The sequence below is a fragment of the Aquimarina celericrescens genome (assembly GCF_042682765.1).
Classification (GTDB): domain Bacteria; phylum Bacteroidota; class Bacteroidia; order Flavobacteriales; family Flavobacteriaceae; genus Aquimarina; species Aquimarina celericrescens.
This window is the reverse complement of sequence record NZ_JBHUHY010000006.1, coordinates 82,386-107,615: the sequence shown is the minus strand read 5'-3', so window position 1 is coordinate 107,615 and position 25,230 is coordinate 82,386. Positions and strand designations below refer to the sequence as shown.

The window sequence follows — 25,230 nt, the reverse complement described above, 5'->3', positions numbered from 1 at the left end:
GAAGATGTAATTATTTATAAAGAATATTTTAACGATACAATAAAATTTCTTCCCGCAGCCGCAACTCCAGAAGAATAAGGTCTGTAGCGTTGATCGGTTATATTTTCTAAAGAAATTATACTTTTTAGATTATCTGTAATTTTATATTGTGTTCTTAAATTAAGCGTGTACCAAGATGGAGAATACGGATTTCCATTTTTATCTTTGGCATATAAGAAATCATTGTTTTGCTGGGATGGGGCCAAATCCTCAAAATCGAACTGACCGTTATAAACAGTAAATGCATCTACTATCCATTTTTGTGAAGTAAATGTCAAGCGTGTATTCCCAAACTGCGGAGACACATGCCTTGTTGGGGTGGTTACGCCATTATCTAGCTCCTCTTCTCCCCCCACAAAAGTATATTGAGAAGCAAGTTTAAAATGTTTTGCAAATTCATATTCAACACCTGCTTCAAAACCGTAGATTCGAGCTCTAGCCGCATTTTGGATGGCTTGTACATTACTTAATTCACCCCCAAACACAATTTGAGTCTCTCCGTTTAAATTAAAGTCTCTTCGCACTAATGCGTTATCCAAATATGTATAATATGTAGCTAGATCTAAAGTGAAATTTTTACTAAGAGTTGCGGTTAACCCCAATTCTCCATTGTAGGCGTATTCTGGTTTAAGATCAGGATTTGGCACCACTACAGATCCTGGTTCTGAATCAAAAATCTTACCTACGTCATCAATATTTGGCGCTCTAAAAGCTGAAGAGAAGTTTAATTTCCATTGAAGCTTATTATTAGGTAACCAGCTTAAGCCTGCGGTACCAGTAAGAGCACCTGTATCAATATTTGCTTCGTCGAAAGGGAATTCGAAAAAATCATTATTAAAATCTGAATACAGAATAATTCTATTATATCGCAGCCCGCCCTGAAACCTTAATTTATCACTAAAATTATTTTTTACACTTGCATAAGCCGCTATAGATTGCCAGGTAGATCCATCTGGATATCTGGAAGGGGCCGCAACAATCTCTCTTGTATTGATATCACGTTCTGACCCATCAGAAAACACATTATTCAAGATATATTCAAGGCCATAATAGAACGATGTTTTTTTATTGAATTCTTTTTCGAAATCTACATTGAAAGAATATACATCTACCTGCTCTTGAGTTCTTGATAAAATATCACCTCCAAAATCTCTATCATTTCTACTTTCTTCAAAAAACTGATACGCTGCGGTAACTTTTATCTTGTCGTAAAGATTACTTCTTGATTTATGAAATACATGAAAGTTTCCCATTCCCCATCTTTGTGGTCCATAAAACCATTCTGCGGATCTTAAATTCCCATCTCGGCGTCTAATCAAACGATCATATCTTGGGTAATCTGAAGTCTCTGAATATATAAGTCCCACACTGAAATCCCATTTTTCGTTGGGTGTAAAATGTATCTTTTGTAATAGATTTATTTGATTATATCCTGTAAAAACCTGCTCTTCGGGATCTGAATTTTGAACTATTATATCTTCACCGTTAACTGTCGCCACGTATTCAGTTCGCAAATAATCATCAGGACCGTGACTCCCCATTTTCAAATCATCAAAATCAGTATAACTTACACTAGTTAAAAACGCCCATTTTTCCAATCCTATATTAAAATCTATGTGACCTGTCATCTCGTTGCTTGCACTAGCGTATCTCACCAAAGCATTACCACTTACGTGATTTTCATCTCTAATCGCAAATTTAGGTTGTACCGTGTAAAAATTCATGACCCCCCCTATCGCATCGCTACCGTACACAACAGACCCCGGACCTAAGATTACTTCTGTTCTATCCACCGTAAAAGGATCTATGGATATAACGTTTTGTACATTTCCTCCTCTAAAAATTGCAGTATTCATACGAACACCATCGACAGTGAGCAATAACCTATTGGTAGAAAAACCTCTTATGATGGGACTACCCCCTCCTAATTGACTCTTTTGAATAAATACCTGACCGCTACTTTGCAATAAATCTGCAGATGTTTGTGGTGTGGCAATGGCAATGTCTTCAGAAGATAGACTTACTATTTTCTGAGGGATATCTTTTTTATCCTGTTCCCATTTGGATACCGAAATCACAACTTCAGACAGTTGATTTTGATCCTCTTCGAGGTGTATTATATAAAGTGATTCGATCAATTCTGACTTTAAAATAGAAATAGGCGTATGAAGACTGTGAGTAAAATACAGTATTTCATTATTTGAAAACTCAGCAATATCAGCTTTACCATCAAAGTCGGTAATCACTCTTTTTGACTTTTCCTTGTTCTCAATTATTACATCTGGAATCGGTGTATCTGACAGTTTTTCAATAACAGTTACTACCTCTTGCGCATTTGCCAGTGGAATAGAAAATAGTATGAGTAAAACTGAAATAAATGAACGCATTATTTTACTTAAAAATTTCGCTTAGTACCGAAAGTGATTTTGGTTTCTTAAAACCGTGCAAATGTAGTTCAAAATATACTAACAGCATAGCTAGAAGCTCACTTCGTGTACCCTTGGATAATCCAATATTCATACTTTCCTCAAATGTTGTGCCTAAAAATTCTTTGAATTTTGATATATGCATACCGCTAACACAATGGATGTTGGTTCCAGATGCCTGAAAAACACCTTCTTGTAAGTTGAAGTACTCATGCTCTATAACAGATGCGTCTGGGAAAAAACCTAAATATTGGGTAAGCTTAATAAGAAATGTGATATGAAAATTTGCAATAGCATCGTTAGCATCTAACCATAGTAGGGCCGTCTCTAGGTATTCGAACAAATCATTATTTTCTTCTTCTTCCTGTATTGAGCTTTTAAGGATATCTGAAATAAAGAAAACTAAAGAACTTTTTATAAAATCTGTATGCAGGGTATTGTAATGTGTTACTACCTTAGCTTCTTTAATTCTTTCTAACGTTCCTTTATTTTTATGAACAGCTTCAATCTCTAAAATCATGAGCGGTTGAAAAAAAGAAGAACGTATTTTTCCTTTTTTTGATTTTAGCACCCCTCTTTGCAAATACGATCGAAGTCCACTGGTCTTGGTAAAAAGAGTAACAATTAAGTCTGCTTCACCATAACGCAAAGAGTGTATTACAATAGCTTTAGAATTGATAATCATTTAAACACACTATACTATAATTAAAAAGATACTCTTAATGGTTAAGAACTGAGACATTCATGTCAAAAGCGAGTCCGAGATATTCATTTTCGTTGAATATAAATTCGTCTATTATTTCCCATCCTAATTTTTTGGTATGTGCCTTTTCTGAAATCTTATTGACTTTATTGATAAATGTAATACTAATTGGATATTTTTTAAGAAACTCTAGTCTCATTTCTTCAAAAATTGAATTTAAGAGTCCTCTACCCCTATAACTCGTATCGATGCAAATAGGTCCATATTGAAAGCTATTTTTTGTGGTAATACTTTCTCCTTTAAAGGATAAACCAGGGAAACGAGATACCATAAAATTAAAAATATCCCACTGCTTGAAATACTCCCAGTCTCCTGCATAAACATATGCCACTATTTCTTGATCCTTCTCAGCTACGAAAAGTCCCGTTTGCATAATTATTTCTTTAATTTGATTTTTGGTAAAAGGTGTGGTTACAAATCCATTTTTTCGTTCTTCCTTAGAAAGGTTACTGTATAAGTTTTTTTCCTGCAGCAGTAAAACTCCTTCTATATCTGATTCATTTCCTATTCTTGTTTTGATCATTTTTTCTTTTGAGGAGGATACTTCGCTAAAGATTTTTCAACAAGTCTCTGAAAAAACAGAGTTCGCTTTTCTGGAGAGGAGTTGGTATAAAATCGTTTTCTGGTTATAGCCTGCCAAACCAGCGCATCTTTTTTTACATCAACAAAATCAAACGTAAGTTCTAGATAGGTTTGTGGTCCCCCTAAAGGAATGTTACCACCAACTCCTACGTTTACACCTCTGCCACCGCCTCCACCAAGACCTACACCCAGATTGCTGTTAGACGCCTCTTTGGTAAAGACTGTTTCAAAATTAACGTATATATCAGGAGTTTCAGATTTGATCAAGCCTTTGGCTTTCATTGCAGCTTCTGTAGCTGATAACAACCGTTTTTGATCAATATCACTAAGCCCAGAATTCATCTCAGGAAAAAAAGCATACGTTTGGTATGAAGCAAAGTCTTGTTGCTCATCATAATCATAGACAATATTTACAGTACCGCAAGAGGTTGACAATACTATTAATAACGAAAAAGCAATTTGCCTCATAAGCTAAGTTTTACTATAAAAATACGGAACAAAACGATATCAAAGTCATTTTAGAGTCCAGTAAAAACAAAAAAAGCCATTCAAAATAAAAATTTGAACAGCTTTTGATCATCAAATGTGATATGGTATTCTTTATACGACTCCCTGAGCAAGCATAGCATCAGCAACTTTTACAAAGCCTGCAATATTTGCTCCTTTTACATAATCTATATAACCATCATCTTCAGTTCCATACTCTACACATTTTTCATGAATATCATTCATGATTTGTTGCAATTTTTCATCCACTTCTTTTCGTGTCCACTTAAAACGTAATGAGTTTTGTGTCATTTCTAAACCAGACGTCGCCACTCCTCCAGCATTCGAAGCTTTTCCAGGAGCAAAAAATATTTTGGCTTTATGAAATGCTATTACGGCTTCAGAGGTACAAGGCATATTAGCTCCTTCGCTTACGCAAATACATCCATTATCAATTAAGTTTTTGGCATCTTCACCTTCTAATTCATTTTGAGTGGCACAAGGTAATGCGATATCACATTTTTCTCCCCACGGAGTTTTTCCATCGTGATACTTTGCAGAAGAAAATTTATCGACATATTCTTTTATTCGTCCTCTCTTTTCATTCTTTAACTTCATGACAAATTCCAACTTCTCTTGATCGATTCCGTCCTCATCATAGATATATCCAGAAGAATCTGAAAGTGTCACCACTTTTGCACCCAATTGAATTGCTTTTTCTGCAGCAAACTGTGCCACATTTCCAGAACCAGAAATCACTACAGTTTTTCCTTCAAAAGAATCATCTTTGGTTTTTAACATGTTTTGCGCAAAGTACACTGTGCCGTATCCTGTAGCTTCAGGTCTGATTTCAGATCCACCCCAGCTTAATCCTTTACCTGTTAAAACCCCAGTAAATTCATTACGAAGTTTGCGATACATTCCAAATAAAAATCCTATCTCTCTTGCTCCAACACCTATATCACCAGCAGGAACATCTGTATTTGGCCCAATATGTCTGAACAATTCTGTCATAAAACTATGGCAAAAACGCATAATTTCATCATCAGACTTTCCTTTAGGATCAAAATCAGAACCTCCTTTACCACCTCCCATAGGAAGTGTCGTAAGACTATTCTTAAACACTTGTTCAAAAGCTAAGAACTTAAGGATACTAAGATTTACCGATGGATGAAAACGTAATCCACCCTTATAAGGCCCGATAGCAGAATTCATTTGAATACGATATCCCCTATTTACGTGAATTTCTCCATCATCGTCAACCCACGGTACACGGAACATAATTGCCCTTTCTGGCTCTACCATTCGAAGTAAAATGTTTTGACCATTATAAATTTCGTTCTTGGCGATGTAAGGAATTACCGTCTCAGCTACTTCTTGTACCGCTTGTAAGAATTCAGGCTCATGTGTATTACGAGCTCTTACTTCTTCCATAAATGCATCAATCTTTGCTTGCATATGTTAAAAGGATTAATAGATTCTTATTTGATAACTAAAATTACGACTCAAAGATATGATATTCTCAAAATACTGAGTCTATTTTTTTGAATTTAATAACAGATTATCCTATGGCTTGTTCAAGATCTGCAATGAGATCATCAACATCCTCGATACCCACACTTAATCGTATCAATGCATCCACTACTCCAGTCTTTTCACGTTCTTCTTTTGGAATTGATGCATGCGTCATACTAGCGGGATGTCCTGCAAGGCTTTCGACACCACCCAAGGATTCTGCCAAAGTAAAAATCTTCAGGTTTTCTACGATCTTAATAGCCTTCTCATAATTACTTCCCTTGGTAACAAATGAGATCATACCCCCAAAGCCATCCATTTGAGCTTTAGCGATGTTGTGGTTGGGGTGATCTTCAAAACCGGGCCAAAATACTTTTTCTATTTTTGGATGATTTTTTAAATATTTTGCGATGGCTTCTCCATTCTCACAGTGTCTCTGCATGCGAATGTGCAAGGTTTTGATTCCTCTCAAAGCCAAGAAGCTATCCTGTGGCCCACAAACGGCACCACTTGCATTCTGAATAAAGTATAACTTTTCTGCAATTTTTTCATCTTTTACGATCAAAGCGCCCATGACCAAATCACTATGGCCTCCAATATATTTTGTAGCACTATGCATTACAATATCTGCACCAAGATCCAAAGGTCTCTGTAAATATGGTGTAGCAAAAGTGTTATCTACAGCGAGTAGCAGATTGTGCTTTTTTGATACTTCTGCCATTGCCTTAATGTCGATAATATTCATCATTGGATTGGTAGGCGTTTCTACCCAAATCAATTTTGTGTTCTCATTAACATAGCTAGCCACTTTATCTTCATTTTCCATGCCGATAAAGTGAAACTTAATTCCAAAATCCTCGAAGATTTTGGTAAATAAACGATACGTCCCACCATATAAATCATTGGTAGAAATTACCTCATCACCGGGTTTCAACAATTTAATTACTGCATCAATAGCGGCCAGGCCAGAAGCAAAAGCTAATCCAAATTTTCCGTTCTCGATACTGGCCAGTGAGTTTTCTAATGCTTTCCTGGTAGGGTTATGCGTTCTACTATATTCAAATCCTTTGTGGCCCCCGGGGGTCGTTTGGGCATATGTTGAAGTTTGATAAATTGGAGGCATTACTGCACCATATGCAGGATCGTGTTCCTGGCCTCCGTGTATTGTTTTTGTATTAAATTTCATTTAGATCTTAATTTTTGACAAGAAAAAAATAACTTGCTTGTTTTTATGTTAAAAAACTGAGCAAATGTATGATTTAATTCGTTCTAATCATATTTCATTAAATATCTTTAGTAGATGATTAACACAAAAACTAACATTACTTTTTGGATAACTTTTGTTATAGGATTTTTCCTGGTGATTACAAGTTGTACTACCAAGGAAGCTTTCACTTTTGAAAAGCAGAATTTTACGGTTGATTCTTTACTCGACTGCAAGAATATAGAATGTGCTTCAATCGAAATTACCTTATTAAAAATAGTTGAAGAAACTCCTGTCTCAAAAAACATTAATCAGGAGATTGAAAGAATGGCATGTTCTGTTTTGAATATTGGCGAAAATGAAACCATGGGAACCCTAAGGGAGGAGGTCAATCAATTTAACGTGTCTTATCAGGAAATCCATGAAAAATTTGGAGATGAGATCCCTCAATATGAAGCCAACATTAATTGTGAACTTGGTTTCGCATGTAAAAGTTTGATCTCTTTGGCCTTGGATTCTTATATATTTACTGGAGGTGCTCATGGCTATGGTAGCCTTTCTTTTCTAAATATAGATACCAAAACCGGTAAAAGAATAGCAAACAAAGATTTATTTAAGAATTATACCGAATTTGAAAATTATGCCGAAAGAGTGTTTCGATCGACTTATGAAATTCTTGAAAATGAATCTATCAATAGCACTGGTTTCTTTTTTGAAAATGATACATTCACTTTACCAGAGAATATTGGATTTACCGATACTGAAGTTATACTTTATTATAATCCTTATGAAATTAGCTCCTATGCCGAAGGACCTGTTGAAATAAAAATAAAAAAAGAAGATGTAGCTTCTTATTTTGCCTTTGATGTTTTATAACGCTTTCTTTAATGCCAAAATATATCCTAAATGAATCCCCTCGTGAAAGTTATTGAAGTTGACAGCATCTTCAAGAGACTTCAATACAAATCCTGTGCTGGTTGGGTACTCCTGGAAGTTTTTAAACACCCCAGCTTCAAGATCCTTTTCGGTTTGATCCAATGTAGAAAATAATAATGTTTTAATCTTATCTATTTCATTTTGAGATATCGGTCCTTCAGTTTTGGTTCCTTTTCTGAAAGAATTCACCATTTCCTCATCTATCATCATGGGCAATCCACTCAAGTTATACACCAATAATTGTTGGGTAACCACTACATGGGCAATATTCCAGATCAAATTATTTTTAAATCTATCGGGCACGGTATTTAATTGTTCGATAGAATGGTTGTCAAGAATTTTTTCTAGTAAACGACGGTTGGTGCGAGTGATTTCTAATTGATGTAGCATGAGTTTCTTAATTTTTAGCCAAAAATATATTTTTTAATTGTGAAATGAATTTCCTTTGTGAGGATTTTTATACTTAAATTTTTTACTAACAAATCCCAAAAATCAAAGTATATGTGCACTGTCACATTGAGCAGAGTCCAGATGTATAAGCCATACGGTTTATTTTTATCGACTCCTCCCGAAATGACAAAATAGATTTGCTTTTTAAAATATAAAGAATATTCAATGAAAAAAATATACCATCTTTCTACTTGCGACACTTGTAAACGTATCCTAAATGAATTAAACCCTTCTTCAGAATTTATTTTACAAGACATAAAAGCAGAAGCAATAACCACCACACAAATTGAGGAAATGCAACATCTTGCAGGAAGCTACGAAGCTTTATTTAGCAAACGAGCACGATTATATAAAGAGCGTGATCTTAAAAATCAAAATTTATCTGAAGAAGATTATAAAAATCTTATTCTCGAGCATTATACGTTCTTAAAAAGACCAGTGATTGTTGTTGATGATCAAATTTTTATTGGAAACAGCAAAAAAGTGGTTGAGGCAGCACAATCTGCAATGTAGCATATGAGCAAAAGAGCATTAGCACTCATGGCTGCAAGTTTTGTAGCCATATTTTATGGCGCAAATTATACCATTGCCAAAGATGTGATGCCCCATTATGTAGCACCTTTTGGATTTATCGTATTGCGTGTTTCGGGTGCCTTTTTATTGTTCTGGGCAATTAGTTTCTTGGGGCCTAAAGAAAAAATCGAGCGTAAAGATTTTGCTCAAATCGCTTTGGCATCTTTGTTTGGTGTAGGGATAAACATGTTAGCCTTTTTTGAAGGCTTAAATCTTACTACCCCTATTAATGCCTCTGTTTTGATGGTGACCACCCCCATCATAATACTGATATTGGCAGTGATATTTCTCAAAGAAAAAGTAAGACTTTTAAAAGTAATCGGCGTATTGATTGGGCTTTCGGGAACGCTCTTGATTATACTTTATGGTACAGGGAGTTCTGCCACCGCCACGAATCCAACATTAGGCAATTTTCTCATTTTTGTGAATGCCACATCGTATGCTTGCTACATTATTGTGGTAAAAAAAATCACTCAAAAGTACCATCCGTTTACGTTTATAAAATGGATGTATGGTTTCGGCTTTTTCTTTGTGTTGCCTTTCGGACTGTCACAATTGCTTGAAATGCAACCCGATTTAATTCCCCTAGAAGGATATTTAAAAATTGGATATGTAATTGTCTTTGCCACTTTTGGGACCTATATCCTTAATATTTTTGCCATAAGGGAACTAAAACCCACTACAGTAGCGGTTTTTATTTATCTACAACCCATGTTAGCCTCAATATTTGCTATTGGATTAGGGAAAGACAAATTAGATATGGTTAAAGTGACAGCTACACTCTTAATTTTTTTAGGAGTATATCTGGTGACCAAAAAACAAAAAGTATCAAACTAAATCTACGGGTTTTTTACTAAATCTTCGTGTATCTTCTTTGGTAAGTATTCTAAAATCCTTCGGGCGTTCAATTTTGTCTAAAATTTTACGCATTTCTTCTGGTAATGGTATTAGTTTTCGAGTACCTAGATCTAACCATGCACCCATCATCTCACATTGTGCAAAATTTCTTCCTTTATGATCATAAAAGTAATGTCTGAACTCATAAAACATACCATCTTCGCTCAAACCCGAAATTTCTAGAGAAACTTTTACTGGCCTACCATAAAAAACTTCTTTAAAGTAATAGATATGCTCATAAAAGACTACGGGACCAATATTAAAAGTACCTAATAACCGTTGATCAAATCCACTTTCTGATAAAAATGACATACGAGTGTGAGCCGCAAATTCTATATACGATTTATTGGCCAAATGACGATTTGCGTCGATATCATTCCATCTAATTTCAAAATCTTTTATGTACATACCCCTTGTTTTAGGATTACAAAATTACAAAAGATTTTATTATGCACGCATAATAAAATACGGTCTTGCCTCTTAACATAATGCTAATTAACTTTTATGTAACACCAAGAATCTTGTAATCAAATATTTATCAAAGTATCTTAAAAGAAAAATTTACACAATGAGTTTAGAAAAGTATTACACATTAGGAAAAACCGGATTAAGAGTAAGTAGACTAGCTTTAGGAACCATGACCTTTGGCGAAGATTGGGGCTGGGGTAGTGAAAAAAAAGCTGCCAAAGAAATTTTCGATCGATATATTGATGAAGGAGGTAATTTTATTGATACCGCAGATTTATATACTGAAGGAAATAGTGAAAAAATGGTAGGAGAATTTGTAAAGGACCGTAGCCTTCGTGAAAAAGTGGTGATCGCTACAAAATTTAGCTACAATAGTGACCCTGGAAACCCGAATGCAGGAGGAAACAGCAGAAAACATATCACTCACGCGGTAGAAAATTCGCTGAAAAGATTGGGTACAGATTATATAGATTTATATTTTTTGCACACCTGGGACATGCTTACGAAGCCCGAAGAAGTAATGCGCACACTCGACGACCTGGTGAAGCAAGGTAAAATACTTCACGTGGGATTAAGCGATATCCCCGCATGGTATGTAAGTAGAGCACAAACTATTGCAGAGTTTAGGGGTTATGAACTTGTATCTACCATGCAAATGGAATATTCTTTGGTAGAACGAAATATTGAGAAAGAATTTATTCCACTGGGTCAGGAAATGGGTATTGGTACTATGGTCTGGAGCCCATTGGCGAGTGGACTATTGTCTGGAAAATATAAACCTTCTGAAGGCGGCATCGATGGTGAGGGAAGGCTAAAAACAATGGAAGGCAGTAGCAATAAAGCCTTTGATAAAAACACCGAAAGAAACTGGAAAATCGTAGCAACACTTGAAGAAGTTGCCAAAGAAGTTGAGCAACCTATGGCCAGTGTAGCTTTGAATTGGGTTGCCAATCGCCCGGGCATTTCTAGTGTAATCGTTGGTGCTACCAAAATGCATCAACTAGAAGAAAACCTGAAGGCACTCGATTTTGACATACCACATGACCTTAAACAAAAACTTAAAGAAGCCAGCAATCCTATAACCGAATTTCCGTATTCATTTTTTGAACCAGAAATGCAAGCCATGCTTACTGGTGGAGCCAAGGTTGGACATAAACCCCAAAGTTATTGGAGCGATGTGAGTATTGAAGCGCAGCCGGCTGGTGTTTAAAAATTAAACAACCCTCTAATAAATACCGGTTTTTATCAAACCGGTATTTTTAAGTTATGTATATCAAAAAAATGAGCGACGATTCAAAAATTAAAGCCTATAATAAACTATCAGACTTATATGACGACGAAAATGTAGGCCAGAGTATCGTACAAGATACAGATTTTACCATCCACCGCTTGGAAATAGTACATGACAAACCTGTACAGTCTCCTGTTTTTAGAGCAAATTACTTTTCGTTTGTGTTAGTCAAAAAAGGTAAAAGTTTTTATACTATTGATGATCACAAATTTTATACAAAGCCTAATACCTTGTATTTTACCAATCCCGGACATTTAAAATCCTTCGGAATTGAAGAAGTGGTACAAGGTTTTATCATTACTTCGTCTGAGGAGTATTTAAAAAAATATATCCATACCACGGTTTTTGACGAATTTTCTTTCCTATTGACAGAGATGGTACCCCCTTGTTATCTTGATGATGCAAAATTTAAAGAATTGTATCATTTAGCCGAACAAATTCTAGCAGAGCAAGAAAAGAAATCTACATTACGGCATAAAATCGTAAGTTCTCTTTTTATGGTATTCTTATTAAAAGTGAAGGAGTACTTGCTAAAAGACGATTCTTTTAAAGTTGCTTACGACCGTGATAGTGAAATTGTAAATCAATTTAAGAAAGATCTTGAAAGTGCTTTTAGATCAGATACATTAAAAAATGGAGATTTGCAGGTTAGCGCTTTCGCGGAAGCACAACAGCTGCATCCTGCTTATTTTTCAACTGTAATAAAAACTAAAACAGGAATATCTGCCAATCGTTGGATACAGGATAAAACTATTACTGAAGCACAGGCTTTACTTTCAAAATCTACCACTCCTATAAAAGAGATTGCTTATCAACTGGGATTTAAAGAACCTACTCATTTTTCTAAATTCTTTAAAAAATATGCAGGAGTGAGTCCTAACCAATATCGAAATCAATAAAAATCTTCGGTATCTTAAAAATATACCTTTCTTCCTAAAAAATATGCCTTTATGCGCTTGGTTTTCTGGATGATATTTGCAGTGTAATTATTTAATAATCATTTAAAACACATAATATCATGAAAACTTTAGAAAACAAAATTGCATTAGTGACAGGAAGTAGCCGAGGTCTAGGAAAAGAAATGGCAATTAGACTAGCGCAACAAGGAGCTGATATTTTGGTTACCTACAATTCAAACAAAGCACAGGCAGATGAAACGGTAAACGAAATCGAATCTTTAGGACAAAAAGCAGTAGCATTTCAATTAAATGTAGGCGACGCTTCTACTTTTGATTCCTTCTTTTCTGAAATAAAAAATATTTTACAACAGCAGTGGAGCGCCTCAAAATTTGACATATTGGTCAATAATGCTGGTATTATCGCACATGAGATGATAGCTGAAACCTCTGAAGCTACTTTCGATAGCTTAATGAATATTCAACTTAAAGGGCCTTTCTTTATGACTCAAAAAGCACTTGAACTGTTGAGTGATGGTGGAAGAATTATTAACGTTTCAACCGGATTAGCAAGATTTTCTATCCCTGGATACGGTGCCTATGCAGCTATGAAGTCTGGTATGGAAACCTTAACGAGATACTTGGCTAAAGAACTAGGTACTAGACAAATCACCGTAAATGCAGTAGCTCCCGGTGCTATTAATACAGATATGAACAAAACAGCTCTTGAAAATAATCCGGAATTAGAGAAAATGTTATCCTCTGTAACTGCTTTGGGACGCGTGGGTGTAGCCAAAGATATAGGAGGTGTCGTAGCCTTTTTGGCCAGCGAAGATGCTCGATGGATCAATGGCCAACGTATAGAAGCTTCTGGCGGAATGTTTCTTTAAAAACTATCTTCACTAAAAATGACCTCATAAGTTTTGAAAACGGATGAGGTCTTCTTATTTTAGAACAAAAATCACAGATGTACATCAAACGAAATATTGGCTGGGGGCTCATTCTTAGGTACGGCTGGAAAAATCTCATCTTCTTTACTGTTTATACAGCAGGTATCTTTTCTCTATATTATTTCTTGCAATGGACTTTTATAGATATTCCTTTTCAGCCATTATCAGTGATTGGTATTGCAGTTGCATTTTATATTGGTTTCAAGAATAGTCAAAGCTATGATCGCTTTTGGGAAGCTCGCAAAATATGGGGTGGGATTGTGAATTATTCGAGAACCTGGGCAAATCAAGTACTTAGTTTAGTTAATGATGATCACCAAACCAAAAAAGTTCTTATTCATCGACATGTTGGTTGGCTCAATGCTTTACGAATTCAACTAAGACAACCTACTTCTTTTAGCTTAAAAGAAAATGTCGCCGTAGAAAAACTCTTTAAAAAACATGGAGAGCAAAAACCTGCTTGTGATGCTACAAAGTTTTTTGTGTCTGAGGAAGAATATAACGACCTGTTACTGAGAAAAAATCCTGCTACTCATTTGGTGAAAAATCAAGGGTTACATATCAGAAAACTTTATGGTGAAGGTAAAATAAGTGAATTCGATAAACAACTTTTTCATGCTACCCTTGAAGAGTTTTATAACCTTCAAGGAAAATGTGAACGGATCAAAAATACCCCTTTCCCTAGGCAGTATGCTTATTTCAGTACTGTTTTTACCTGGATTTTTGTACTCCTTTTACCTTTCGGAATGTTGAATGTCTTTGAAAGTGAGTTAAACACTATGAATGATGAAATTAAATCACGCTTTATCTTCTTAATGATTCCACTATCTGTATTGGTATCCTGGATATTTACCACCATGGAAAAAGTGGGTAGCAATAGTGAAGATCCTTTTGAAGGTCGTGTAAATGATGTACCTATGACTGCCTTGTGCAGAACCATAGAGATTGACCTGAGAGATATGCTAGACGAAAAAGACTTACCAGAAAAAATACAACCAAAAGATAACATATTGTATTAATGCCTATACTTTCGTCAACCTATACCCCTCCATATATATTTAGAAACGCACATGTTTCTACGATCTATCCTAATCTTTTACGAAAAGTAAATGGCATACAACAAAAAAGAGAACGAGTTGAGCTTGATGATGGTGATTTTATCGATTTAGATTGGAGTTATACTGCCTCTACAACCGAAAAAGTAATCATCGTTGTACATGGGTTAGAAGGAAACGCTCAAAGACAATATATGATGGGGATAGCTAGACTCCTCAATAAAAATAATTGGGATACGGTATTAGTTAATCTTAGAAATTGTAGTGGCGAAGTCAATCGATTGTACAAATCATACAATGCCGGTGTAAGTGACGATTTGGATCATATCGTGAATCATGTACTGCGTAAAAATAAATATACTACTATATCTTTGTGCGGATTTAGCCTTGGTGGTAATATTACCTTGAAATATCTGGGCGAAGGACGAAAGATACCTTTCGAAATTAAGGCTGCCGTAGCGGTTTCGGTGCCCTGTGATCTGTATGATTCTCTCTTAGAGATCAATAAACCTAAAAATTATATTTATGAGCAACGATTTATACGACATTTAAAGGCAAAATTATACGAACGACAAGCAGTATTTCCCGATAAAATAAGCAAATCAGATATCAAAGCTTGTTCATCACTAATTGAAATTGACAATCTATATACCAGTGTTGCCCATGGATATAAAGATGCTATAGATTATTATAACCAATGTAGTAGCAAACAATTTCTGAAAACCATTAAAATTCCTACACTTATCCTTAATGCAAAAAATGATTCTTTTTTAGGAAATCGCTGTTATCCAGAGGGTGAAGCCAAAGAAAACCCTAATTTGTTCCTTGAAATTCCAAAATACGGAGGTCATGTCGGGTTTTATTTTCCAGGAAAAACCTACTATAATGAGGCGCGAACCCTCGAATTTCTCGAAAAATGGGTTTATAAAAACAAATAAAAGCAGTTTTTTCCTACATTACTTTAATAGTAAACGAAAGTTAACCCTTTGTTAATGTTTTATGAAGTCTTTTCTAATCACTTAGTCGAAAAACTTTTTTTTATTAAGAATATTTTAAGAGTTTTGGTCGTTTCCTTATACAATTTTCAAGGAAAACTCACTAATGCTAACTCAAACTCAATAAAAATGAAAAAAAGTTATCGAAGTCTCATTTCTATATTAGACTTCACGGAAAACAAAATGGCCATATTTGTATTTTTTACAATGCTACTACTATCAGCCGGGCTTTTTGCACAAACTCCTGCAGAGAAGGCAGCAATAGGTCGACAAAGTAATGTGGAAAAATTAAATCAACTGCAAGCTGACTTTTCGCAAAAAGCAGCAATAGATAAGAAAAAGGCTGTCCAAGCTGCTCGTTTAAACGGATGGCAAACTGAATTTAAGGCTAAAGATGGCAGCTATTCTGAACTACAAAAAGTAGCCTCCTTTGGTGGTAAAGATTATGCGGTTTACTATACCACATATAATGTTGCTGCAGCAAGATCAACCAGAACAAATCACTTAAACGGGGGTGGTTCTCTGGGTCTTAACTTAGATGGTCAAAATATGACTGCCTATGTTTGGGATGGTGGTCATGCTCGTGTTACACACCAGGAGTATGATGGTCCGGGAGGAAATAATCGTGTTTCGGTAGAGGATGCGTCTTCTGAAGGTGGTTTGGATCTAAACTTCCATGCGGCTCACGTTACAGGTACTATCGTCGCATCAGGTGTGCAAGCTAATGCCAAAGGTATGGCTTCACAAGCTAAAGCAAGAGGGTACAAATGGAATAATGACATTGCAGAAGCTACAACAGCTGCTGCGAACGGAATGTTACTTTCTAACCATTCCTATGGTTTTAGAAGTGACTTAGTTCCTGATCAGTACTTTGGTGCTTATATAGACGAGTCAAGAAGCTGGGATGAAGTCATGTTTAATGCACCTTTCTATCTTATGGTAGTTGCTGCCGGTAACGACGGTAACCAAAATAGTTATAACGGTGCTCCACTTGACGGAAACTCTTCTTATGACAAGTTAACAGGCCACTCTACTTCAAAAAACAACCTTGTTGTTGCCAATGCACAAGATGCAAATGTAAATAATGATGGAACTTTGATAAGTGTATCTATCAACAGCTCCAGTAGTGAAGGGCCTACAGATGATTACAGAATCAAACCAGATATTACAGGTAATGGCACCGGGGTTTACTCAACATATGAAAGCAGTGACACTGCATATAACAGCATTACCGGTACATCTATGGCTTCGCCAAACGTAACTGGATCTCTTTTGTTATTGCAACAACACTATAATAATTTGAACGGAAACTTTATGAGAGCTGCAACCCTTAAAGGTTTGGCGCTACATACAGCAGATGATGCAGGACCTTCTGGGCCTGATGCCGTTTACGGATGGGGGTTATTAAATGCTAAAGCAGCGGCTGAAACTATTTCTGCTGTAGCTAGTGGTGATTCAAAAGTGGAAGAATTATCGCTTTCAAGCGGTCAAACCTATACAATTAATGTAGATTCTGACGGAGTAAGCCCATTATTGGCATCTATCTCCTGGACAGACAGACCTGGTACTGCGACCACGGCTACCAACTCTAATACTCCAGTTCTTATAAATGACTTAGATATTAGAGTATCTCAAGGATCTACAACTTTTAGCCCATATAGATTAACTGGAATTACTACCAATGGAACTGGAGATAATACAGTTGATCCTTACGAAAAAATTGATATTGCTGGTGCTTCTGGAACATACACCATCACAGTAACTCATAAAGGTTCTTTAACCGGGGGAAGTCAAAACTTCACTCTAGTAGTAACAGGCCTTTCGGGAACACCAGTAGTTTGTAACGCAACTGTACCAACAGGTGTAGCTGCTTCCAATATTGGGTATGATACAGCAACTATCTCATGGACTGCAGTACCTGCTGCAACTTATGATCTGAGATATAGAGTTGCTGGAACTTCTTCTTGGACTAATCAACAGGATATTAGTGGTGCTTCTGTTAACCTTACTGGATTAACTGAGTTAACGTCATACGAAGTACAGGTAAGAAGTAAGTGTTCTGACGGTACGAATTCTGTCTATAGCAGTACTACTGCCTTTAGCACTACAGAATTTCAATTGGTATACTGTGCTTCTAACGGACAAAGTGTTGCCGACGAATATATTGGCAACGTCCAATTAGAAACTATCAATAATGCTTCTGGTGCAGGATCTGGGGGATATAGTGATTTCACTTCTATCTCTACTAGTTTGGCGAAAGGTAGCACATATACCATCTCTGTAACACCAACCTGGACAGGTACTGCGTACAATGAAGGATACGCTGTGTGGATTGATTATAATCAGAATGGAGACTTTACTGATGCCGGTGAGCAAGTTTGGTCACAGGTTGCTACGCAAACTACGCCAGTAAGCGGAATATTTACCGTTCCTGCAGGAGCAACAGCCGGAAATACAAGAATGCGTGTGTCTATGAAATATAATGGAATACCTACTTCTTGTGAGTCTTTCCAGTATGGTGAAGTTGAAGATTACACCATAGTAATTGGTGGTGCAACTGCTGATACGCAAGCGCCAACAGCACCAACAGCATTGGCTGCATCTGATATTACCGAAACTACATTGACACTTAACTGGACTGCTTCTACAGATAACGTAGGAGTAACAGAATACGACGTATTTCAAGGAAGTGCGAATATTGGATCTGTAACCGCTACCACAGCAAACGTTACCGCTTTAACTGCCAATACCGCATATCAATTTACCGTAGTAGCAAAAGATGCTGCAGGAAACGAATCTGCTGCAAGTAATGTTGTTAACGTTACTACCGCTGGTGGTGGAGGTGGAACAGGTTGTACTACTGGTATTACTGCTTTCCCTTATAACGAAGGATTTGAGAATACGCTAGGTGCATGGACACAGTCTACTGCTGACGATATTGACTGGACTGTTAATGCAAGTGGCACTCCATCAAATGGAACCGGACCATCTAGTGCAACTCAGGGTACATATTACATATTTGTAGAAGCCTCTGGAAACGGAACAGGATATCCAAATAAGCAAGCGATCTTAACATCTCCTTGTTTTGACCTTTCAAGTACTTCACAAGCAAGCTTCAAGTTTAGCTACCACATGTATGGGGCTACCGACATGGGAAGCATCGCTGTAGAAGCTAGTACTGATGAAGGTGCTACATGGGCAAGCATTTGGAGCCAGACGGGCAACAAGGGTAACTCCTGGCAAAGTGCAGACATCGACCTAGCTGCTTATGTAGGCGGAGGTGTTCAGTTACGATTTAACAGAATCACAGGTGCTACTTGGCAAGCAGATATTGCACTGGACAATGTATCCCTTACCAACTCAACTGGTAGTGGACCGGTAGATCAATGTGATGGGATTCCTGCGTGGAGCAGTACACAGAGTTATCAAGTTGGTGATCGTGTAGTATACCAAGGAAGTCTTTATGAAAGAACATCTACAGGATGGACTAACCTTGGACCATGTGGTACAACTTCCTCGTTTGCTACGACTAGTGATCTAGCTGGACCACCAGTACTAGATTCTAAAATTAGTGCGTATCCAAACCCGGCAAGTGCAGATTTATTTATCTCTATGCAAGGTAATGCAGAGCATACGTTTGTAATTTACAGCTTACTAGGAAATGTAGTAGGAAAAGGAAACTTTACAAATAAAATCGATGTAAGGGAATTAAAAGCTGGAATATACATGCTTAACATAGACGGAAGACAAAATCTACGTTTTGTGAAGCAGTAGGCCAATAAATAAGTAAATTTTTATAAAACCCCTGAAACATCTGTTTTGGGGGTTATTTTTTTTAATACAATTAAATACTTCCGCTTAACACAACCTATATCTAATTCTTGCATCTACCATAAAAATAGGGTCATGCAAAAAATAATAATAAGAATGCTGCTACTATTATTTGTAATAGTAGCTTGTAACAGTGATGATGATGTAACTACCGCCTGCGATCAGTTTATAATAGTTAGCGATACGCAATTCGAAAATGCTCCAAAAGACCCAGTAACCATCAATAGTGCTATTATCAATGATGATTGCATAACAATCAACTTTAGTGCTGGTGGATGCGATGGTGATAGCTGGGAAGTCAAACTAATTGACTCTGGCGGAGTTTCATTTTCACTACCCCCACAAAGAAACCTAAGGTTATCCTTAAAAAATGAGGAGCTATGTGAGGCATTTATCACCAGAGAATTGACTTTTGACATTGGGGCTTTGCAAGTAAGTGGTAATCAAGTGTTACTTAATATCCAAAACTTTGATCAACAAATACTTTATGAGTATTAAAACCATGTACAATAATATCTTCTAGAATTTCTGTTTCTTTTTTCAGAATGACTATTAAAAAGTAACTTTAACTGAAAAATTTTCTGAAATGAGACTAAAATATATCTTCCTGCTTCTGGCTATTGTCGGTGTCTGCTATACCTGGTATTTTAATATCCAGTTTTATATGACTGCTGAAGACACCTCGCTGCTTAACTTTATAGCGCAAACCAAAACTACTTTCCCCGCACGATCATTGAGTGCCGATTTATTAGTGGTGGTCGTCACATTTTTTGTGTGGTATATTCCTGAAGCTATCAAACTAAAGATAAAATATTGGTGGGTTTTGATACCACTCACATTTTTGGTTGCAATTGCCTTTACTTTTCCTCTTTTTTTGTACATGAGACAATCTAGGTTAGATAAATTGAATGCCCATACTACTGCTAATCCATGACTATTGGCGACATTGAGTTATGAAATGAAAAATGAACAAAGCTAAACTAAAAAGATCAATATCATTACCAGTACTATTCCTTTATGGATTAGGTACCATGGTGGGGGGTGGTTTTTATGCACTATCCGGAAAAGTAGCTGGCATGGCAGGAATCGCTGCTCCCCTGTCCTTTTTAATAGCTGGGATTTTAGCTTTTTTAAATGTATTTACCTTTTCGGAGTTGTCATCACGCTATCCTGTAAGTGCAGGTGAGTCAAAATATGTTCAAGAAGCATTTCATAACCGATGGTTTTCAGGATTAGTGGGTTGGCTAGTGATTCTAACTGGTGTAGTCTCTGCAGCTACCCTCTCTGTAGCAACAATTGGTTTTCTACAAGACCTGATTAGTGTTCCCGAATCTATCGGAATCATAATTTTAGTCCTACTTATGGGGATAGTTTGTGCCTGGGGAGTCGGCGAATCGGTAAAAGTTGTTTTGGTCATCACTATTATTGAAGTAGGAGCATTATTCTATATTTTATTTTCCAAAGGAGAAAACCTGGGTCAAATTCCAGATGTACTCTCAAACCTGGACTATCATTTCTCTCAAGGCTTTTCTGGTATTGGAATATTGTCGGGTGCATTTTTAAGTTTCTATGCATTCGTTGGTTTTGAGGATATGGTAAATATGGCTGAAGAAGTTAAAAACGTAAAGAATACTTTGCCAAAAGCCATGATATGGGCCGTGATTAGCACCACCATACTTTATGTTTTTGTAGCTACTACCATGGTGTTAACGATTACTCCCAATGTGCTTGCTGTCGCAAATGCACCACTAGCCAAAATCATTGAGGGAGATGGAGCTCTTGTGGGCTTATTTTTTATCATCATTAGCATACTTACAGGTCTTAATGGAGCATTAGTACAAATAGTAATGTCCTCGAGGGTTCTGTATGGATTAGGTAAAGAAAAAAAGGCTCCTCAACTTTTTTCAGTGGTCAATAAAAAAACCCAAACACCTATTGCTGCAACTGTTTTTGCTACTCTTATCGTACTCATCTTAGCACTTTTCTTCCCTTTGATAGGTCTTGCAGAAGCAACGAGCTTCATCATTCTTATTGTTTTTACATTCCTTAATATTGCACTGATCACCATAAAAAAACGGGAAAAAGCAATCCCAAATGATATCAAAACCTACCCTATTTGGTTACCTTATATAGCACTAGTCGCTTGTATCGCCATTCTCTTTTTTAAAATAACTCAATAGGGCGATTATGTTTCTCTACTTCAAGTGTAACAACCTCAACCAAAAGTCGTCGGATAGATAAATGAGTATATTCAACAATTGAGCAATAAAATTTGCTTAGATTTAGAATAAAATAAGTGTTTTTGAATTTAGTAGACAACCTAAGAAAGTTATAAAATATACCCATGAAATTAAAAGTTTGTGCTATAACTGGGTTAATATTTCTAACCCTTAATCAAATATTACTTTTAAAAGGCAACGAATTTATACAAGCCCAAAAACCAATTGATTACGTACATTGGTTGTTACTCATTGGGATATTGTTGACTTTATCTTTAAACTATATTTTTTCAGACAACATTTTTAGTAATACCGCAACAATTTTAACTTCACTTGGAGTAGTTGCTCTTATCGGACAAGCAACTATTGATTTCTTATGGTGGAGCTACGGAACTGATTATACAGGAATGAATGATTTAACAAATCAAATAATGAGCAGACCATCAATTCGTATCCCTTTTATTACAATTGGACCGGCTTTGTTCTATTTTGGTTTAGCAACTCACGCCGGAAAATTAATACGAACATATCCTGTATGGTCTATAGCGTCATTTATTGGAGTTATTATTATTGGTTTGGGAGCATTTGTTTACAACAACAGAATGCCTATTGTTTTAGGTCATATAATCCTTACCCTTGGTCTTGCCGTACTGATTTGTAAAAAAGGCGATACAACGACTAAAACTAAAATAGGTACAATGTGAATTGAAAGGTCTGAACAAACTAAGAACGGAACTGAAAAGAAGTAATAAAAAATGCCTAATCAAAATTGTCATAATATTTTTCTTAAGAAGGGTCATTATCTTGCCCCAAGCTACCGCACACGCGATTACGGTGATTTTTTAGTTGGTCTTACTGAATATAAAAACCCTATTGATACTGGAAAATGGCATTTTCATGAAAAACCAATGATTAGCTTTGTTCTTTATGGTGGTAATGTTGAATTTAGAAAAGGGAAAGTCATTACAAGAGTGGCTGGATCAGCTAATTTCTACCACTCCCATGAAATCCATAAAAACATATACAACTGTTTCCCTTCCAAACACATAAGTTTAGAGTTAGACTCTGGTCTTTTAAAAAGGTATGGATATTCAGCATCAGAAGTTGAGCTTGCTATTCAAAAGAATCACAATACCACTTTTACTTTTATAAAATTAATGAATGAATTACAGATTAATGATTCACAATCATCATCCGCGGTTGAGATGTTATTTCTGGAGTTCATGGAAAAATCTTTAAAATCTAAGAGCTCCAATCAATTTCCATCCTGGATGAAATCGGTAGAAGAACTTTTAAATGATCGATGGGATGAACATATTAGCTTAAAAGAACTAGCAGATCATTCTGGCATCCATCCTACTACAATTTCAAAGAATTTCAGAAAATATTTTCAGTATTCATTTGGAGAATATACCAGAAGGCTTAAAGTAGCCCACTCGCTGGACTTTTTACATTCTTCGAAATATTCGATTACCGAGATAGCCTATCTATGTGGATTCGCTGACCAAAGTCATTTTACAAGAGTATTTAAATCATTAACTGGTTACTTACCCAAAGAATACAATAAAGTGTAAAAGGCAAATTTCATTCTATTTTAATTGATAATCGTATCCTTTCTTTGAAAATAATATTATTAAATTAGATATGATATATCCAAGAATACTTCAAGTACTATTTCCTTTCAGCTTTTTTATAGCCATTATAACAATTAGTTGCAATGATACAGGAAAAAACAAAATCAAAACCGAAAGTAAAACCTCGGCCAATAATGATACTCAAGAATGGGTAATTCTATTGACGGAAGGGTATCATAACCTAAATAAAAATCGCAGTACGAAGGCTGCAGATAAGATTTTTGAAGCTACAGAACTCATGCCCAAAAAAAATTGGGAAAATTATTTAGTGAGTGCAACCGTTTATGCTCCTAATGGAGAAAATGAAAAGGCTTTTACGGCTATTGAAAAAGCCATCGAAGCAGGATTTAATGATCCTGAATTATTAAAATCGCTTCCTGAATTTTCATCACTTCATAATAACCCGAGATGGGATAGCCTAATTTCAAAAACCAATGATAGGAGAGTGGCATCTCAGCAATCTATTCAAAACCCCGAACTACTAGAAGAGCTGAAAAACATGTGGGCTCAAGATCAACTTGCGCTAAGTGAGTATGAAGAAAACATACGATCTTTAGACAGTACAGCCTCGGCAGAAGACTATCGCCAACTTTTTGAGCCGGTAGAAAATAGATGGGAAATAAACAAAAGTAAATTAGATAGTATTGTTAAGATTCACGGTTGGCCGGGATATGAATTAGTAGGAGAATATGGCGCTAAAATAGCTTGGGCAATCCCGCAACATTATCCAGATGTTTTTTATAAAGAAAAGTGTTTGTCATTACTTAAAAAGGCTATAGAAAAAGAGGATGCAGATCCCAACCACTACGCAGAATTAAGTGACAGAATAGCTCGCGAAACCTGGCAAAAACAAATCTATGGTGCAAGTATGGGAGAAACTGCTCCTTACCCAATAAAAAATCCATCAGAAGTAAATAAAAGAAGATTGCAATTAGGCCTAGTAGAGCCTATAGAAGTTTATGCAGTTTACCATGGGGTTGACTATCAAACACCTACCGAAGAAGAAGCTCAAGCGATAGTAAAAGAATCCTATCAAAAGGCTCAGGCAGATTATGAGAAATTCGAAAGCTTTGTGACTTTAAAAATGGCAGATTCTGCGAATGTATACATTACCAAAGCAATTGAAGCTTATGGCGATATCAGTAATAAGCAGCTTTATAGAGCTTCGATTGAACTTTCGAAGATGAAAAATAACCGTTCTAACCGAATAAGCTTAAAAATCCTTAAGGTCCTCATCTGGCGAAAATGGGAGAAGCGATATCATATATTAACTGAAAGCGGACTCAATACTTTACACGATAAACAGGAGTGGATAGAAATTAAAGAACTACTCGAAATGAGTAAATCATAAAAGCTATGCACAATTCTGAAGTGTAACAATTGCCTGACTGAATCCTCATCCAAGTACACAAATCCTAACCCAAATGAAAGCCGTTGTCTTTAAGAAATATGGATCTCCCCAGAAGGTTCTTACAATAAAAGAAGTAGCAAGACCTACTTCCAAGGAAAATGAGGTTCTGATAAAAATTAAGGCTACCACAGTAAATGATTATGACCGGAGTTTTGTAAGAGGTAAACCCTATTTGTACAGGCTAATGTATGGGTTGCTTAAACCTAAACATCCCATTTCCGGAATGGAACTATCAGGTTTGGTAGAAAATGTTGGTTATAATGTTGGTTATAGTGTAAAGAAGTTGAAAGTTGGAGATGCTGTCTTTGGAGTTATATCTAGCTATGGTTTTGGAACTTTTGCCGAATATATAAGCATTCATGAAAATACGGTAATCAAAAAACCGGATAAGTTAAGTTTTGAGGAAGCCGCTGCAATTCCTCATGCATCTAGAATACTCCTGAAATGGAAATTAAATTTAAAGTATATAACAATCATGATTCAAGGTTTTTTTCAAATGTCTGCGGTCTTAGATAAAGGAAAAACATTGATCAAAGATGTTGTTGAAAAACTTTCGGTATATTTAAGATAATTACAATAAGTTCATTAAATGACAAACCTATTCAACAA

24 protein-coding genes are annotated in these 25,230 nt (G+C 36.1%); 16 read left to right on the top strand and 8 right to left on the bottom strand.

What is annotated here, in order from left to right; all coding sequences use genetic code 11:
- Positions 1-14: 14 nt before the first annotated feature.
- The 6 genes from ACFSJT_RS08905 to ACFSJT_RS08880 form a co-directional block, all read right to left on the bottom strand.
- Positions 15-2,426: a TonB-dependent receptor plug domain-containing protein gene (locus ACFSJT_RS08905; RefSeq protein WP_378319906.1), complete on the bottom strand. Its 2,412-nt coding sequence runs from the start codon at positions 2,424-2,426 to the stop codon at positions 15-17.
- Positions 2,427-2,430: 4 nt separating this feature from the next.
- Positions 2,431-3,150: a DNA repair protein RecO gene (gene recO, locus ACFSJT_RS08900; protein ID WP_378319905.1), complete on the bottom strand. Its 720-nt coding sequence runs from the start codon at positions 3,148-3,150 to the stop codon at positions 2,431-2,433.
- 34 nt (positions 3,151-3,184) lie between these two features.
- Positions 3,185-3,751, bottom strand: coding sequence for a GNAT family N-acetyltransferase (locus ACFSJT_RS08895; protein ID WP_378319904.1), 567 nt, complete (start codon positions 3,749-3,751; stop codon positions 3,185-3,187).
- Complete coding sequence (locus ACFSJT_RS08890; RefSeq protein ID WP_378319903.1) at positions 3,748-4,278, bottom strand: DUF4136 domain-containing protein; 531 nt, start codon at positions 4,276-4,278, stop codon at positions 3,748-3,750. Before ACFSJT_RS08890 ends, ACFSJT_RS08895 begins: the two co-directional genes overlap by 4 nt.
- Before the next feature lie 132 nt (positions 4,279-4,410).
- Positions 4,411-5,754 carry an NADP-specific glutamate dehydrogenase gene (gene gdhA / locus ACFSJT_RS08885; protein ID WP_378319902.1) on the bottom strand — a complete coding sequence of 448 codons (1,344 nt, stop codon included), beginning with the start codon at positions 5,752-5,754 and terminating at the stop codon, positions 4,411-4,413.
- A 103-nt stretch (positions 5,755-5,857) separates the two neighbouring features.
- On the bottom strand, positions 5,858-6,997 hold the full coding sequence (locus ACFSJT_RS08880; protein WP_378319901.1) for a cystathionine gamma-synthase: 1,140 nt from the start codon (positions 6,995-6,997) through the stop codon (positions 5,858-5,860).
- Positions 6,998-7,111: 114 nt separating this feature from the next.
- On the opposite strand from ACFSJT_RS08880, the gene ACFSJT_RS08875 reads away from it, so the two are divergent.
- Positions 7,112-7,891 carry an RsiV family protein gene (locus ACFSJT_RS08875; RefSeq protein WP_378319900.1) on the top strand — a complete coding sequence of 260 codons (780 nt, stop codon included), beginning with the start codon at positions 7,112-7,114 and terminating at the stop codon, positions 7,889-7,891.
- On the opposite strand, the gene ACFSJT_RS08870 is transcribed toward ACFSJT_RS08875, so the two are convergent.
- Positions 7,886-8,341: a DinB family protein gene (locus ACFSJT_RS08870; RefSeq protein ID WP_378319899.1), complete on the bottom strand. Its 456-nt coding sequence runs from the start codon at positions 8,339-8,341 to the stop codon at positions 7,886-7,888. The two genes, ACFSJT_RS08875 and ACFSJT_RS08870, sit on opposite strands and share 6 nt — an antisense overlap.
- 225 nt (positions 8,342-8,566) lie before the next feature.
- Between ACFSJT_RS08870 and ACFSJT_RS08865 the strand changes: the two genes are divergently transcribed.
- On the top strand, positions 8,567-8,914 hold the full coding sequence (locus ACFSJT_RS08865; protein ID WP_378319898.1) for an arsenate reductase family protein: 348 nt from the start codon (positions 8,567-8,569) through the stop codon (positions 8,912-8,914).
- A gap of 3 nt (positions 8,915-8,917) precedes the next feature.
- Positions 8,918-9,811, top strand: coding sequence for a DMT family transporter (locus ACFSJT_RS08860; RefSeq protein ID WP_378319897.1), 894 nt, complete (start codon positions 8,918-8,920; stop codon positions 9,809-9,811).
- On the opposite strand, the gene ACFSJT_RS08855 is transcribed toward ACFSJT_RS08860, so the two are convergent.
- Positions 9,803-10,279 carry an acyl-CoA thioesterase gene (locus tag ACFSJT_RS08855; protein ID WP_378319896.1) on the bottom strand — a complete coding sequence of 159 codons (477 nt, stop codon included), beginning with the start codon at positions 10,277-10,279 and terminating at the stop codon, positions 9,803-9,805. The two genes, ACFSJT_RS08860 and ACFSJT_RS08855, sit on opposite strands and share 9 nt — an antisense overlap.
- Before the next feature lie 160 nt (positions 10,280-10,439).
- Here ACFSJT_RS08855 and ACFSJT_RS08850 point away from each other — a divergent pair, with 160 nt between their 5' ends.
- The 13 genes from ACFSJT_RS08850 (at position 10,440) to ACFSJT_RS08790 (ending at position 25,192) form a co-directional block, all read left to right on the top strand.
- Positions 10,440-11,549 carry an aldo/keto reductase gene (locus tag ACFSJT_RS08850; protein WP_378319895.1) on the top strand — a complete coding sequence of 370 codons (1,110 nt, stop codon included), beginning with the start codon at positions 10,440-10,442 and terminating at the stop codon, positions 11,547-11,549.
- Positions 11,550-11,620: 71 nt separating this feature from the next.
- Positions 11,621-12,529, top strand: a complete 909-nt coding sequence (locus tag ACFSJT_RS08845; RefSeq protein ID WP_378319894.1) for a helix-turn-helix domain-containing protein — start codon at positions 11,621-11,623, stop codon at positions 12,527-12,529.
- A 119-nt stretch (positions 12,530-12,648) separates the two neighbouring features.
- The gene (locus tag ACFSJT_RS08840; RefSeq protein WP_378319893.1) at positions 12,649-13,416 is read left to right on the top strand and encodes an SDR family oxidoreductase; all 768 of its coding nucleotides are present in this window, start codon (positions 12,649-12,651) and stop codon (positions 13,414-13,416) included.
- Positions 13,417-13,493: 77 nt separating this feature from the next.
- Positions 13,494-14,495 (top strand): bestrophin family protein, encoded by a 1,002-nt coding sequence (locus ACFSJT_RS08835; RefSeq protein WP_378319892.1) that lies wholly within the window; start codon positions 13,494-13,496, stop codon positions 14,493-14,495.
- A complete protein-coding gene (locus ACFSJT_RS08830; protein WP_378319891.1) occupies positions 14,495-15,469 on the top strand; it encodes a YheT family hydrolase in 975 nt (324 codons plus the stop codon). Before ACFSJT_RS08835 ends, ACFSJT_RS08830 begins: the two co-directional genes overlap by 1 nt.
- Positions 15,470-15,655: 186 nt before the next feature.
- Positions 15,656-19,300, top strand: a complete 3,645-nt coding sequence (locus ACFSJT_RS08825; protein WP_378319890.1) for a S8 family serine peptidase — start codon at positions 15,656-15,658, stop codon at positions 19,298-19,300.
- Positions 19,301-19,432: 132 nt separating this feature from the next.
- Positions 19,433-19,855, top strand: coding sequence for a hypothetical protein (locus ACFSJT_RS08820; RefSeq protein WP_378319889.1), 423 nt, complete (start codon positions 19,433-19,435; stop codon positions 19,853-19,855).
- A gap of 88 nt (positions 19,856-19,943) precedes the next feature.
- Positions 19,944-20,291, top strand: a complete 348-nt coding sequence (locus tag ACFSJT_RS08815; protein WP_378319888.1) for a DUF2834 domain-containing protein — start codon at positions 19,944-19,946, stop codon at positions 20,289-20,291.
- 31 nt (positions 20,292-20,322) lie between these two features.
- Positions 20,323-21,537 (top strand): APC family permease, encoded by a 1,215-nt coding sequence (locus ACFSJT_RS08810; RefSeq protein WP_378319887.1) that lies wholly within the window; start codon positions 20,323-20,325, stop codon positions 21,535-21,537.
- Between the two features lie 164 nt (positions 21,538-21,701).
- Positions 21,702-22,280, top strand: coding sequence for a hypothetical protein (locus ACFSJT_RS08805; protein ID WP_378319886.1), 579 nt, complete (start codon positions 21,702-21,704; stop codon positions 22,278-22,280).
- Positions 22,281-22,331: 51 nt separating this feature from the next.
- Complete coding sequence (locus tag ACFSJT_RS08800; RefSeq protein WP_378319885.1) at positions 22,332-23,150, top strand: helix-turn-helix transcriptional regulator; 819 nt, start codon at positions 22,332-22,334, stop codon at positions 23,148-23,150.
- A 70-nt stretch (positions 23,151-23,220) separates the two neighbouring features.
- Positions 23,221-24,561, top strand: coding sequence for a DUF6624 domain-containing protein (locus ACFSJT_RS08795; RefSeq protein WP_378319884.1), 1,341 nt, complete (start codon positions 23,221-23,223; stop codon positions 24,559-24,561).
- Positions 24,562-24,634: 73 nt separating this feature from the next.
- Entirely contained in the window at positions 24,635-25,192 is a 558-nt protein-coding gene (locus ACFSJT_RS08790) for an alcohol dehydrogenase catalytic domain-containing protein (protein ID WP_378319883.1), read from the top strand.
- The last annotated feature ends 38 nt before the right edge of the window (positions 25,193-25,230 follow it).

Excerpts from the sequence above, each read along its gene's own strand:
- ACFSJT_RS08905 (WP_378319906.1), bottom strand. The coding sequence starts at position 2,426 with ATGCGTTCATTTATTTCAGTTTTACTCATACTATTTTCTATTCCACTG.
- recO (WP_378319905.1), bottom strand. The coding sequence starts at position 3,150 with ATGATTATCAATTCTAAAGCTATTGTAATACACTCTTTGCGTTATGGT.
- ACFSJT_RS08895 (WP_378319904.1), bottom strand. The coding sequence starts at position 3,751 with ATGATCAAAACAAGAATAGGAAATGAATCAGATATAGAAGGAGTTTTA.
- ACFSJT_RS08890 (WP_378319903.1), bottom strand. The coding sequence starts at position 4,278 with ATGAGGCAAATTGCTTTTTCGTTATTAATAGTATTGTCAACCTCTTGC.
- gdhA (WP_378319902.1), bottom strand. The coding sequence starts at position 5,754 with ATGCAAGCAAAGATTGATGCATTTATGGAAGAAGTAAGAGCTCGTAAT.
- ACFSJT_RS08880 (WP_378319901.1), bottom strand. The coding sequence starts at position 6,997 with ATGAAATTTAATACAAAAACAATACACGGAGGCCAGGAACACGATCCT.
- ACFSJT_RS08875 (WP_378319900.1), top strand. The coding sequence starts at position 7,112 with ATGATTAACACAAAAACTAACATTACTTTTTGGATAACTTTTGTTATA.
- ACFSJT_RS08870 (WP_378319899.1), bottom strand. The coding sequence starts at position 8,341 with ATGCTACATCAATTAGAAATCACTCGCACCAACCGTCGTTTACTAGAA.
- ACFSJT_RS08865 (WP_378319898.1), top strand. The coding sequence starts at position 8,567 with ATGAAAAAAATATACCATCTTTCTACTTGCGACACTTGTAAACGTATC.
- ACFSJT_RS08860 (WP_378319897.1), top strand. The coding sequence starts at position 8,918 with ATGAGCAAAAGAGCATTAGCACTCATGGCTGCAAGTTTTGTAGCCATA.
- ACFSJT_RS08855 (WP_378319896.1), bottom strand. The coding sequence starts at position 10,279 with ATGTACATAAAAGATTTTGAAATTAGATGGAATGATATCGACGCAAAT.
- ACFSJT_RS08850 (WP_378319895.1), top strand. The coding sequence starts at position 10,440 with ATGAGTTTAGAAAAGTATTACACATTAGGAAAAACCGGATTAAGAGTA.
- ACFSJT_RS08845 (WP_378319894.1), top strand. The coding sequence starts at position 11,621 with ATGAGCGACGATTCAAAAATTAAAGCCTATAATAAACTATCAGACTTA.
- ACFSJT_RS08840 (WP_378319893.1), top strand. The coding sequence starts at position 12,649 with ATGAAAACTTTAGAAAACAAAATTGCATTAGTGACAGGAAGTAGCCGA.
- ACFSJT_RS08835 (WP_378319892.1), top strand. The coding sequence starts at position 13,494 with ATGTACATCAAACGAAATATTGGCTGGGGGCTCATTCTTAGGTACGGC.
- ACFSJT_RS08830 (WP_378319891.1), top strand. The coding sequence starts at position 14,495 with ATGCCTATACTTTCGTCAACCTATACCCCTCCATATATATTTAGAAAC.
- ACFSJT_RS08825 (WP_378319890.1), top strand. The coding sequence starts at position 15,656 with ATGAAAAAAAGTTATCGAAGTCTCATTTCTATATTAGACTTCACGGAA.
- ACFSJT_RS08820 (WP_378319889.1), top strand. The coding sequence starts at position 19,433 with ATGCAAAAAATAATAATAAGAATGCTGCTACTATTATTTGTAATAGTA.
- ACFSJT_RS08815 (WP_378319888.1), top strand. The coding sequence starts at position 19,944 with ATGAGACTAAAATATATCTTCCTGCTTCTGGCTATTGTCGGTGTCTGC.
- ACFSJT_RS08810 (WP_378319887.1), top strand. The coding sequence starts at position 20,323 with ATGAACAAAGCTAAACTAAAAAGATCAATATCATTACCAGTACTATTC.
- ACFSJT_RS08805 (WP_378319886.1), top strand. The coding sequence starts at position 21,702 with ATGAAATTAAAAGTTTGTGCTATAACTGGGTTAATATTTCTAACCCTT.
- ACFSJT_RS08800 (WP_378319885.1), top strand. The coding sequence starts at position 22,332 with ATGCCTAATCAAAATTGTCATAATATTTTTCTTAAGAAGGGTCATTAT.
- ACFSJT_RS08795 (WP_378319884.1), top strand. The coding sequence starts at position 23,221 with ATGATATATCCAAGAATACTTCAAGTACTATTTCCTTTCAGCTTTTTT.
- ACFSJT_RS08790 (WP_378319883.1), top strand. The coding sequence starts at position 24,635 with ATGAAAGCCGTTGTCTTTAAGAAATATGGATCTCCCCAGAAGGTTCTT.